Source organism: Blastococcus sp. PRF04-17 (assembly GCF_023016265.1).
GTDB lineage: Bacteria > Actinomycetota > Actinomycetes > Mycobacteriales > Geodermatophilaceae > Blastococcus_B.
Genome location: NZ_CP095412.1, coordinates 2,354,185 through 2,366,451 on the forward strand (window position 1 = coordinate 2,354,185; position 12,267 = coordinate 2,366,451).

The 12,267-nt window shown below is 72.3% G+C and carries 8 protein-coding genes; all 8 read right to left on the minus strand.

Annotated features, from left to right (window positions below; genetic code table 11):
• Window positions 1-141 precede the first annotated feature (141 nt).
• On the minus strand, window positions 142-3,705 hold the full coding sequence (locus tag MVA48_RS11980) for a PKD domain-containing protein (protein ID WP_246980629.1): 3,564 nt from the start codon (window positions 3,703-3,705) through the stop codon (window positions 142-144).
• A gap of 187 nt (window positions 3,706-3,892) precedes the next feature.
• A complete protein-coding gene (locus MVA48_RS11985) occupies window positions 3,893-4,570 on the minus strand; it encodes a hypothetical protein (protein WP_246980631.1) in 678 nt (225 codons plus the stop codon).
• The gene (locus MVA48_RS11990) at window positions 4,567-5,328 is read right to left on the minus strand and encodes a CDP-alcohol phosphatidyltransferase family protein (protein WP_246980633.1); all 762 of its coding nucleotides are present in this window, start codon (window positions 5,326-5,328) and stop codon (window positions 4,567-4,569) included. The genes MVA48_RS11985 and MVA48_RS11990 overlap by 4 nt, the downstream gene beginning before the upstream one ends.
• 67 nt (window positions 5,329-5,395) lie before the next feature.
• A complete protein-coding gene (locus MVA48_RS11995; protein WP_246980635.1) occupies window positions 5,396-5,629 on the minus strand; it encodes a hypothetical protein in 234 nt (77 codons plus the stop codon).
• Window positions 5,626-6,555, minus strand: a complete 930-nt coding sequence (locus MVA48_RS12000) for a DUF1972 domain-containing protein (RefSeq protein ID WP_246980637.1) — start codon at window positions 6,553-6,555, stop codon at window positions 5,626-5,628. The genes MVA48_RS11995 and MVA48_RS12000 overlap by 4 nt, the downstream gene beginning before the upstream one ends.
• Before the next feature lie 182 nt (window positions 6,556-6,737).
• Window positions 6,738-8,219, minus strand: a complete 1,482-nt coding sequence (locus tag MVA48_RS12005; protein WP_246980639.1) for a sugar transferase — start codon at window positions 8,217-8,219, stop codon at window positions 6,738-6,740.
• Between the two features lie 326 nt (window positions 8,220-8,545).
• Complete coding sequence (locus MVA48_RS12010) at window positions 8,546-11,872, minus strand: LamG-like jellyroll fold domain-containing protein (RefSeq protein ID WP_246989198.1); 3,327 nt, start codon at window positions 11,870-11,872, stop codon at window positions 8,546-8,548.
• A 244-nt stretch (window positions 11,873-12,116) separates the two neighbouring features.
• Complete coding sequence (locus MVA48_RS12015; RefSeq protein WP_246989200.1) at window positions 12,117-12,248, minus strand: hypothetical protein; 132 nt, start codon at window positions 12,246-12,248, stop codon at window positions 12,117-12,119.
• Between the last annotated feature and the right edge of the window lie 19 nt (window positions 12,249-12,267).

Sequence of the window (12,267 nt, forward strand, 5' to 3'; positions counted from 1 at the left end):
CCCATGTACTACTGGGAGTAACGATGCACGACCCGAAACCGCCGGCGCGTCACCCGATCCGGTACATCACGACGGCGAAGGGGCACGCTTCGGCCCAGGAGGTCACGCTCGGTGAGCGGGCCGGCGTGCTCGGGTGACCCGTCAGGGGCCCACACGGGCGATGAAGGACGTGAACTGGACCGTCGTGGCCGCGGTCGTGTTGCTCGGCCGGTGAGCCATGAGGCTGAAGCCACCGGGCACCTGCAGCTGCGCCGTGGTGTCCGTCCACGTCATCTGCGGCGCGGACGGCTCGGTCGTCCCCTCGCGCCAGACCGTCGCGGCGATCCGCGTGGGGTTGGTCCCCGTGACCAGGACCCGCGCCTGCAGCGTCGTCCCTGGTGCGTAGGTCAGCCCCGGCACGATCAGCTCCCCACCCGGGAACGCCTCACCGCCGTCGGAGTAGCGGGACAGCGCCAGCGCCACCCGTCCGTCGGCCATGAGTCGCACCCGGACGCGGTAGGCCTGGAGAGTCGCGACGAACCGGCCGCCCACGTAGACGTAGGTGCCCGACCCGGTGGCCACCGAGCTGACCGAGAACGACGTCAGGACCTCCGCGCTGGTCTGCGACACTCCGTTCAAGTACGAGGCCGTGTTGTTGCCGGCTCCGGGCAGCGCGAACGAGGCCGCACCCGGCGACACGGACTGGCGGGTGCCGCCCTGCCACACCGTCCACGGGCCACCCACGTCCGCCGTGCCGAGGCCCCCGCTGACCGTCCGGTTGAACGTGTCGGTGGCCAGCACGGCGGGTCCGGGCGTCCCGCTGACGGTCACGGGGTGACTGGTGGTACCCGTCTGCCCGTCGTCGTCGGTGACGGTGAGGGTCACGGTGTAGGTCCCGCCGGCCGCGTAGGTGTGCGAGGTGGTCGGGCCGCTGCTGGTGCGGACGCTCCCGTCGCCGAAGTCCCACGCCCACGAGGCGAGCGGACCACCCCCGGGCTCGTTGGACCCGCCCCCGTCGAAGGCCACGTCGAGCCCGGTGACCGTCTCGGTGAACTGGGCGACCGGCGGCACGTCGGGCGCGGTCAGCGTGACCGTCCGGGTGGTCGTTCCCGTCGCTCCGGCGTCGTCCCTGACGGTCAAGGTGATGGTCCGGGTGCCGCCGGCGGCGTAGCTGTGGCTCGCTGACGGCCCCGTGGTGGTCTCCACCGGCGAGCCGTCACCCCAGTTCCACGCGTAGCTGGTGATGGTGCCGTCGGCATCGGTCGACGCGGCGGCGTTCACGGCGACGGTCAGATCCGTCGGCGTCGCGGTGAACGAGGCCGACGGCGGCTGGTTGACCGGCCCGCCGCTGGTGCCGGCGGTGTGGTGGCCGGCGACCTGGCTCTGGCTGAGCGCCGTCGGGTAGACGGCGACCTCGTCGATCCGGCCGTCGAACCACTGCGAGCCGCTCCACGTGGAGTCCCCGCCGACGCGCCAGTAGCCGTAGTAGTTCGGCCCCACGGTGGTGCTGGCCCGGGTGGCCACCCGGACGCCGTCGACGTAGAGCATCATCCCGGCGTTGCTCAACGTGGCCACGACATGGTGCCAGTTGCCGTCGTTGAGGCCGGTTCCGCTCTGGATGACCCGGCGCTGGTTGGTCTCGGTGACCCCGAACAGGACCCGCCCCGAGGTGTCCATGTAGACGTGCCGGTCGTAGACGCTGCTCGTCCCCGTGTTCGAGTTGCCGAATCCGACGATCTTGCCGCCGCCGGTCGACGTCGTCCGGAACCAGGCCTCGACGCTGAACTCGCTGGGTGCCTGCACGAGCCGCTGGGCGGCAGCGGCGCTCGCCGAGGTCCCGTCGAACGTCGTCGCGGTGTTCGGGTCGCCACTGATCGCGCCGCCCGAGCCGCGGGTGACGCCGGAGCCCACCGTGAGGTCGTTGCCGCCGATGCCGGCGAACGCCGTCGTGCCCGAGGCCTCGCCCAGCGGCCAGTGGTCGGTGGCGCCGTCGGCGGCGACCACACCGGCGTAGGGCCGGGCGGTCGCGCTGCCGGCCGGGACGGTGACCGAGACCGAGCTCGTCTGGACGGTGTTGCCGAACGGATCGCTGGCGCTCACCCGGTACGAGTGGGTGCCGGTCCGGCCGACGTCGGAGAAGCCGCCGTACTCGAGGTTCCACCACCGCGACGCCCGGGTCACCGTGTGGATCGGCGTCGTGCCGCCGTCGCGGAACACCCGGTACGTCAGGTGTTCGTTGTCGTAGTCCCAGGTCTCGCGCCAGCTGATGCGCGCGACGCCGGGCGCGGAGACGACGGCGGCCGCGCTGAAGCCGCTGGTCTGCGGGCCGACGGCGTTGGGCGCGATGTCGGGCATCGCGAAGCGCACCAGGCCCTGCTGGGCGCGGCCGTTCACCCGCGGGAACTCTCCGCCGTAGGAGACGTAGCGGCCGTTCCCGGTGACGCTCCAGCTCCCCTGGTACTGGCCGGTGTAGGTGCCCGAGGCGATCTCGGGGTTCCACGCGAGCTGGGTGCCGGCGGGCTTGCCCACCCAGTTCACGTGGGTGCCCCAGCGGACCACCGTGGTCGGCGTCGTGGTGTAGGCGGTCCCGCGCTTCTCCACCCGCGGGTTCTGCTCGATCTGCCCGCCGATGCTGTCGCAGTTGTGCGTGTGGCTGGCGACGTAGAGCGCGCCGTGCATCGGATAGGTGTCGTACGTGTCCCCGCGGCAGTCGTTGATCACGATCAGGTTGCCGCCGTCGGCGGTCGCCGCGAAGTTGCCCTCCACGTTCCCCGGGCCGTAGTAGTCGTAGCCGCTGCCGTACACGGTGGTGCCGTCGGTCGAGAGGCTGTAGATCGCGGAGTTGACGCCCTGGTTGGTGATCAGCTGGTTGATCGCGAACGGGCGATTGGCGCCGCTGACCGGGTCCAGCGCGGCCACGCCGGTCGCCTTGACGCCGTTCATCGAGTCGAACCGGCCGGCCGCCACCACCTGGTTGCCGCCGCCGGTCACGACCAGCGCCATGACCGCGTTGCTCGTGTTGGTGTTGCCGTCCCGGTTGCCGCTGGTCGGGCCCACGCCGGGCTGCGGAGCCCACGGGAGCAGCGCACCGTTGGCCGTCGACACCGCGGCCAGGCGGTTCCGGCTGACCCCGCCCACCGCGGTGATGCTGCCGCCCATGTACAGGGTGCTGTTGGTCGCCGCGAGAGCCCGCACCTGTGAGTTGACGCTGGGGCGGAAGGTGTCGACCAGGGCGCCCGCCGGCGTGAGGGCCGCCACGCGGTTGCGCACCGAGCCGTTCACGGTCGTGAAGTCGCCGCCCACGTAGAGCCGTGAGCCGTCGGGAGAGGCGGTGATGGACAGCGCCTGGGCGTTGAGGCTGGGCGCGAAGGACGTGACCAGCGCGCCGGTCGTGATGTCGTAGGCCAGGATGTGGTTGCGCACCGACTCCTGCTGGCCGGCGGCCGCCCCGGCCGGGCGGGCCCGCGTGAACGAGCCGACCACGTACACGGTGTTCCCGATGGCGACCTGGTCCCAGGCGACGCCGTTGATCTGCACGGTCGGCAGCGCATCGGCCGACACGGTGGTGGGGTTGGCGGGGCCGGCCTGGGGCGGGGCGGAGTCGGCGCGCGCCCCCTCGGGCGCGAGCAGCGCCAGCATCCCGGCGATCAGCAGCTGGCTCGCGGCGAGTGCGCAGAACCGGGTGAGCGGGCTGTCGGCACGTGGTCCCATGTCTCCCCGGTTCACCGATCGTCCTCGGCCGACGATCTCCGCGGCCCGAGCGCGGATACTAAGCGTGACCTTCCGGGGCGCATAGGCCTTGCGCCGTTCCTCGACGAGGGAAAACGGCATCATCCAGGCCAGGTGCGGTCACTGTTCGTGACCGGCGCAAGCAGCAGGCGCCGCCACTCCTGTCGCGGAGTGGCGGCGTCGATCAGTCGACGGCGCCCGTGAACAGCAGCAGCGGTGCCCCTGCCTGGTAGCCCACCTCGATGGTCACCAGGTCGCGGACGTCCGTGGGCACGCTGAACACGTAGACACCTTCCCCCGAGGCGCCCGATTCCAGGCGGCCGCCGAACGGGCGACGGGAGGGGTCGTCGAGCGGCGAGGCCGGCGAGCGATCCTCGCCGTAGTACGTGTTGACCGCCACGCCGTCGAGCCAGATCGGCTCGTCGGTGCCGTTCTCTATGCGCACGGTGATCCGCAGTGCCGGACCTGCGACGTTGCCCGGCCCGACTGCGGTCCCCTGGATCGACTCGATGCTCGGCAGCGTCGCCACGACGCCGTTGCCGACGGCGGCCGGAGCGTCGAGGGCGACCTCGGGCAGCGCCGGCGGCAGTTCGTCGACATTGCCCGTCGGACCGGTCGGCGTGGGCGTGGGCGGCGGCGGGATCACGCTGGTGTCGCGCGCCGACGACGACGTCGCCCCGGTTGCCGCCGCGTTCGTCGTCCCCTCGTCGTCATCGTTGCCGAGGACCACGACCAGCGCGACCAGCGCGGCCACGAGGACCGCTGCGGCAGCCGCCAGCAGCAGCAGCCGGCGACGGTCGCGCGCAGGCGGGGCGACCGTGCCTGCCTGCCGACCGTTCGGCTGCGCCTTCCCGCCCGTCATCGGGGCAGCCGGCCGATCTCGCGGAACCACTTCAGGCAGGCCAGCACCAGGTAGCCGGCGGTGGCGGCGAAGAGGAATCCGTAGACCGAGATGAAGACCATGGGGGCGCCGAGGAGGAGGAAGACCCAGCACAGCAGTCCGTAGTCCGTGGGGACGACGACGAGGGACCGGAGAACGCTCGGGCGCTCGCTGGTGCGGGCGGCGCGGGTGACCGCGCCGTGGCGCTCGCGCAGGGCCTCGTTGAGCATCGTGCCGAAGAAGAGGACCGCGCCGACGACGCAGTACCCCAGCGGGATCAGCAGCAGCGGACCGCGCTCGACGGTCTCGAAGCGGTACAGGCCGATGAGCACGGCCAGGTGCAGGCTCGAGGTCTTGGCGGCGTCGACCATGTGGTCGAGCCACTCGCCGGCGGGCGACCCGCCACCACGCAGCCGGGCCAGCTGGCCGTCGGCCGCGTCGAAGGCGTAGCCGACGACCAGGCACGCGGTCACCGCGGCGCCCATCCCCCACGACGGAGGCACGAGCGCCAGCAGCGCGATCGCCGTGGCGGTGAAGGTCGCGCTGATGCCCGTGACGGCGTTCGGGGTGAGCCGGGCGTGGTAGGCCAGGGCCGCGAGGACCCGGCCCAGCTTGCGGTTGACGAACCGGGAGTAGGCCGGCGCGCCCTTGGCACCCTTCTGCGCCGCCGAGAGCCGGCGGATGGTGTCCGCGATGGTCTGCACCGGCGCCTCTGCCGGTCGCAGGCTGGTCGTGGTCATGTCGCTCCCCCGTGGCGTCCCCGCTGGGGGTGGCGCCGTGCGGTGATCGGTGGTGAGGGCAGGACGGTCATGACCGTCCGGTGAGGCTGGCCGAGGATGCCACGGGGCCCCCCGTGGCGGGCGGAACCGACGCGCTGCGTCGTCCACTGGGCCGCCGCGCGGGCACGTCTCCGGCGACGAGTCGCTGGGCGAGCTGTTCGTATCCGGCGGCCACGTCGTCCCAGTCGTAGGTCGCAGCCAGCTCGCGTGCCCGCAGTCCGGCTTTGTGCACGCGCTCGGGGTCGGACTCGGCCTCGGTCACCAGGGCGGCGACGTCCGCAGCGTCGGTGAAGAAGTGGCCCGAATCCTCGACCACCTCGCGGTTGAAGTCGACGTCGTAGGCCAGCACCGCCGTTCCCGCACCGATAGCGCGGAGGAGGGAGGGATTGGTACCGCCCACCGAGTGGCCGTGCAGGTAGGTGTAGGCGTTGGCGTACAGCTGATCGAGCTGTCGCTGGTCCCAGACCCCCCGAGGAAGCGCACGCGGTGGTCGGCCAGGGCGCGCACCCGGCCGGTGTACTCGTCCGAGTACGGAGCCGAGCCGACCACGACCAGCGGCTTGCGCGCGCCGCTGCGCCGGTAACCGTCGACGATGACGTCGACGTGGTTCTCCGGCTCGAAGCGGGCGACGACCAGGTGGTAGCCACCGGGCTCGAGGCCGAGCTCGGCGAGCCGGTCCGACCCGGGCGCGATAAGCGGCGCGCCGTAGGTGAGCAGGGTCGTGGGCGCGTCGAACTCGCGCTGGTAGTAGTCGGCGATGCCCACGGCGTCGGCGATCAGGGCGTCGGACCAACGGACCGCCATGCACTCGGCCATCCGGTAGTACCGCCGGCCGACCGGGCCCCACTTGGCCCGCTTCCACTCCAGCCCGTCCACGTGCGTGGCGACCGGGATGCGAGCCAGCCGCATCAGCGGCAGCAGCGGCGCGTTCGCCGCGTTGAAGACGATGGCGGCGTCCGTGCGATGGCCGAGCAGGTGCCCCACCGACAGTGCCGTGTGGCTGAGCGTTTCCAACGAGCGGCGGCGAGCGGCCGGCAGGTGCACCAGCCGCATGCCCAGGTGCTCGTCGGGCCCGTCGGCCTGACCGGGCGTCGACCGGCAGTAGACGACCACGTCGTGCCCGCGGGTGACCAATCGGCGGCCCACCTCCTCGACGGCGGTCTCGAAGCCGCCGTACCGGGCCGGCACCCCCGTGTGCCCACCAGGGCGATCCGCATCGAAGCTCCGTCCGTCGGTTCGTGGAGGTCAGCCGGGTGGCGTCGTCGACGCTGCCCGGCCGTGCTGCCCGTACAGGATCGAGGCGACAGGGCGGTGCCGAGCCCTTCCCGCCGGACACCGTGACCCGGAGGAGTGACGCTCGGACGAGGGGGTCAGTAGGCCCCGGACCGGGACAGGACCGCGCGGCCGGTCTTCCAGAGGATGAGCATGTCGAGGGCCAGCGACCAGTTCTCGACGTAGCGCAGGTCCAGGCGGACCGACTCCTCCCACGACAGGTCGCTGCGGCCCGAGATCTGCCACAGGCCGGTCAGACCGGGCTTCACCAGCAGCCGCCGGCTCACCTGGTTGTCGTACCGGGCGACCTCGCCCGGCAGCGGCGGCCGCGGGCCGACCAGCGACATCGTGCCGCGCACGACGTTGAACAGCTGCGGCAGCTCGTCGAGGGACAGGCGGCGCAGCAGCCGGCCCACCGGGGTGACCCGCGGGTCGGAGCGCATCTTGAACAGCAGTCCGTCGGAGATGTTGTCACCGCGCAGGTCCTCGAGCCGGCGATCGGCGTCGGCGATCATGCTGCGGAACTTCAGCATGGTGAACGAGCTGCCGTTCAGGCCGATCCGCTCCTGGCGGTAGAGCACCGGGCCGGGGCTGGTCAGCTTCACGGCGATCGCGATGCCGGCGAGAACCGGAGCCAGCAGCACCAGGACGACGGCGGCGACGGCGCGATCGAAGCCGCCCTTGATGACCCGGCGCCAGCCCTCGAAGCACGGCTGCTCGACCGAGAGCAGGGGCAGCCCCTCGAAGGGACGGATGTGCAGGCGCGGGCCGGCGACCTCGATCAGACCCGGCGCGACCAGCAGCTCGATGCCGGTGCCCTCGAGCTGCCAGGACAGCTGCCGCAGGTACTGGGCGGCCGTCTCGCTGGCGGAGGTCACGGCGATGGTGTCGGCGTCGACCTCGGCGGCCAGCGACAGGACGTCGTCCAGACCGCCGACCGGCACGCCGGCCCCCTGGGTCACGCGAACGCGGTCGGCCGGGGTCACGCACGCAGCGACGACGTCGAGACCCGCGTAGCGCTCCCGCTGCAGCCGCTCCACCAGCTCCAGGACGGCGCCGCCACGTCCGACGACGACGACGCGCTTGGTGCACCGGCCCGCCGACCGGAGGCGACGGAGCTGGATGCGGGCGGCGTAGCGCCCGAGCAGCGTCACCAGGGTGAGCGCCGGGATGGCGACGACCACGAGGATGCGGCTGAGGTCGAGCTGCGCGGCGTAGGACAGGAAGCTGGCGAAGGCGAGGAGCAGGAAGCCGGCGCGGCCGACGCGGCGGTACTCGTCGCTGCCGGTGCCGTAGACGCGCTCGGAGTAGGCGCCGGTGGCCCCCAGCAGAGCGGGCCACGCGACGACGAGGCCGAGCGCACCCCACAGCAGCGGGGTCGAGACGTCGAGGTAGGTGCCGCGGGCCAGCAGCACGGCGCCGGCGGCGACAGCGGCCGACACCGTCTCGAAGGCGACCAGCGCGGCGGAGTAGGAGCGGATCCAGCGCGGCGCGGAGCGGCGGGTCAGAGGCCGGGGGCCGGTGGGGGCAGCCGCTCCGGCGGCCGCCGTCCCATCCAGTGCGACCGTTCGGTCGTTCACCTGCCGGTGATCGAGAAGCATGCATTCCCCCCGGAACTCGTAACACTCAGTAGCTGGAGGAACACTCCCGGCGGAACGGCACAGCTGTGAGCTGGCCGTTCGTGCAGGTGATCCCCCGACTTCACAAAAACACTCACAGAGAGTCATCACACCGTCAACACGGTCCGTGACCGTTCACCCGATGGAGGGCGACGAAGGTGGCGGGTCTCACGCCACGTCACCCGACCGCGCCAGGCCCAGCATCGATCTCTCCCGGTCACCCGCTCCGCCGGGTGCGGCAGTGGAGGGCGCGGCCCGGCCGCACCCTCCACCGCCGGCTCGCCGGATCAGTCCGGGTGGACCGCGGTCACGATGAAGCTGGTGAACCGCACCGCGGTCGCCGCGGTCGCACTGGTGGGCCGGGAGGCCGCCAGACCCACGCTGCCGACGGTCTGCAGCGCGGCCGTGGTGTCGGTCCGGGACAGCTGCGGCGCCGCGGGCTCGGGAGAGCCGGCCGCCCACACCGTGGCGCGGATGTCGGTGCTCCCCGTACCCGAGACCTGGACCCGCACGTGCAGCGTCGTCCCGGGCGCGTAGGTCAACCCCGGCACCATCTGCTCGCCACCGGGCCACGCCTCGGTCCCCCCGGACAGGCGGGACAGGGCCAGGCCGACCGACCCGTCCGCGGCCACCCGCACGCGCACCCGGTACTCCTCCCCCGACCCGACCCGGCGTCCGGTCACGTGCACGTACGTGCCCGCTCCCGTCGGCATCGAGGACAACCGGAAGGAGGTCCGGACGTCCACCGCGGTGTGCGAGACCCCGGGCAGGTAGGACCCGGTGTTGTTGCCGGCAGCCGGGAGGCCCAGCTCGGCCACCCCCGGCGTCACCGACTGCCGGTCCGCTCCGACGGCAACCGCCCACGGGCCGCCCACGCCGGCGCTGCCCAGCCCGCCGGTCACGGACCGGTTGAAATCGTCCGCGGCGAGCACACCCGCAGGAGCTGCCGTGACCGTCACCTGCTCGGTGACCGACGCCGTCGCGCCGTCGTCATCGGTCACGGTCAACGTCACCGGGTAGGTGCCGGCGGCCGCGTACGCGTGTCCCGTCGTCGCGCCCGAACCGGTCGTGCCGTCGCCGAAGTTCCAGGCGTAGGAGGCGATCTGCCCGTCGGGGTCGGCGGATGCCTGGGCGTCGAAGAACGCCGCGGCGCCGTCCACCTCGACGGTGAACCGGGGCTCGGGTGCACGGTTGACCGACCCGCCCGACACACCCAGGCGGTGGTGGGCGGCGACCCGGTCGGCTCGCAGCGCGACGGGGTAGATCGCCACGTCGTCGATCACGCCGTTGAAGTACTGCGCGCCCGCCCAGGTGGCGTCCCCCCCGATGCGCCAGTAGCCGCTGTAGGGCTGGCCCGACGTGACACCCGCACGCGAGGCCGCCAGGACCCCGTCGACGTACAGCGCCATGCCGGCAGGGCCCAGCGACGCCACGACGTGGTGCCACCGGCCGTCGTTGTAGGCAGTCGGGGGGCTGATGACCTGCCGGGTGCCGGTGTGCACCCCGAACAGCAGCCGTCCAGCGGCGTCCATGTACAGGTGCCGGTCGAGGCTGGTGCTGTTGGCGGTGGTCCGGGAGTTGCCGAAACCGACGATCTTCCCGCCGGTCGTCGACGTCGTCTTGAACCAGGTCTCGATCGAGAAGACGTTCGGTCCGGGCACCGCGGTCTGCGTCGCCAGCAGACCGGTGTTGGTGCCGCTGAACCGGTAGGCGGTGTCGGCGTCGCCGCTGAGCGCTCCGGGCTGACCGCGCGTGATCCCGCTGTTCACCGGGAGGTCGGTCAGGCCTGCGTGGTCGAACGCCGTGCTGCCCGAGGACTCCCCGAGCGGCCAGTAGCTGCTCGCGCCGTCCGCCCGGACCGCGTCGGCGTACGGGCGCCGGGCGACGCTGCCCGCCGCCACCTGCACGGTGGTCCACGGAGAGCTCGCCTGGTTGCCCATGGGGTCCACGGCGGTGACCCGGTACGTGTGGGTTCCGGCAGGCACCCGGAGGTCGGTGAAGTGCATGGCCGGCGCGGTCCACCACATGTTGCGGCGGGTCATCTCGTGCACGGGCGTGGCGGTGTTGCCGTCCCGGTAGACGCGGTAGGTCAGCCACTCGTTGTCCTGGTCGCTCGTGGCGCGCCAGGACAACCGGGCCATGCCACCCACGGGAGAGGTCACGGTCGGAGTCAGGTTGGCCGCGCTCGGCCCGACCTTGTTGGGCGCGACCGAGGGCATCGCATACCGCACGAGCCCCTGTTGCCGCACACCGTTGACGTGTGGGAACTCACCGCCGTAGACGACGTAGTCACCGGCGGCCGCGACGCTCCAGCCGGCCTGGAGCTGCCCGGTGTAGGTGCCCATGCCCATCGTGGGGAACCACGGCAGCAGCGAGGGCGCCGGTCGGAACTGCATGAGCGCGCCGCTCCACCTGCCGTCGGCGAGCCGGCTGTTGGTCAAGGTGGCGGTGCCGGTCTTGCCGGTGGCCGCCAGGCTCATGGCCGTCGCGTACTTGAAGACGCGGGGGTTCTGCTCCGGGAAGCCGCCGATGTTGCTGCAGACATGGGCATGGCTGGCCAGGTACAGCGCGCCCCGGAACGGGAAGCTGGAGTAGGTGTCGCCGTGGCACTCGTTGATCCAGTTGAGGATCCCGCCGTCGGCCGTGGCCGAGAAGGCGCCCTCGAGGTTCCCGGGGCCGTAGAAGTCGTAGGCCGTGCCGTACACGTTCACCCCGTCGGTCGACAGGCTGTACACGGCGGAGTTGACGCCCTGGTTGGTGAGGATCCGGTTGACGTTGAACGGACGTGTCTGGCCCGTTCTGGCGTCCAGAGCGCCCACACCGGTCGCCTTGGTGCCGTTGAGGGTGTCGAAGCGGCCGGCGGCGACGACCTGGGAGCCGCCCCCGGTCAGCACCAGAGCCATGACGACGTCACTTCGGGTCGTCTTGCCGTCCCGGTTCAGCAGCGGCCCGGACCCGGGTCGCGGCGCCCAGGGCAGCAGCGGCCCGTTCGCCGCGACGGCGGCCAGGCGATGGCGGGAGACGGAGCCGACGGACGTGAACGAACCACCCAGGTAGACCGAGCTGTTCGTGGCCGCGATCGCCCGCACCTGGCCGTTGACGCTCGGCCGCCACTCCGCGACCAGCTGGCCGGTCGCGGTGCTGTAGGCGGCGATCCGATTGCGCACCTGCCCGTCGGCCTGCGTGAAGTCGCCTCCGACGTAGATGCGTGACCCGTCCGGCGATGCGGTGACCACCAGCGCCTGCGCGTTGAGGCTGGGCGCGAAGGAGGTGATCAGCTCGCCGGTGCGGATGTCGTAGGCCAGGAGGTTGTTCCGCACGGTCTCCTGCGTCCCGGGGGCGGCCCCGGCGGGACGGGCGCGGGTGAACTTGCCCGCCGCGTAGACGGTGTTGCCGACGACGACCTGCGACCAGACCACGCCGTTGATCTGCACGGTGGGCAGCGGGTCCGCGGTCACGGTGGTGGGCGTGGCCGGATCGGCGGGGTTCTGCGGCGCCGAATCGGCGCGCGCGGCCGTCGGTGCGGCCACCCCGGCTCCCGCCAGGACGAGCACTGCGGCCAGCCCGGCCACTGCTCGGCGGAACCTGTGGGACGTCGTCCCGTGTGCGGTCATGCTGGCTTCCCCCGTGTACCTCGACACCACCCCACCGGCGCACTGGTGCGGCCGGTGAATACGGAGCGTGACGTTTGCACGGGGAGCGGTCCTGGCGTATCGCACGACCAGGTGACGAGCTGGGGAAATCACCCGCCCGGGCGGGACCCTTGTGACGCTGAGTGATCGATCCCTGTCCGCCCGCTGAGATTGTCGGCGTCCTCGCCCGCGCGCAGCAGGACCGGGAGACGGGCGACCGGGACGGTCAGGTGCGCGCGTGGACCTCGTTCTGCGCGGCCTCGAGCCCACGCGCCAGCAGCGCCTCGACGGCGTCTGCGGCCTCGGCGACGAGCAGGTCGAGCTCCTTGCGCTCGGTCGCGGAGAAGTCCTTGAGCACGAAGTCGGCCGCGTCCTGG

Bases quoted from the DNA above. Each gene is read 5' to 3' on its own strand.
- MVA48_RS11985 (WP_246980631.1), bottom strand. From the start codon at position 4,570: ATGACGGGCGGGAAGGCGCAGCCGAACGGTCGGCAGGCAGGCACGGTC.
- MVA48_RS11990 (WP_246980633.1), bottom strand. From the start codon at position 5,328: ATGACCACGACCAGCCTGCGACCGGCAGAGGCGCCGGTGCAGACCATC.
- MVA48_RS12010 (WP_246989198.1), bottom strand. From the start codon at position 11,872: ATGACCGCACACGGGACGACGTCCCACAGGTTCCGCCGAGCAGTGGCC.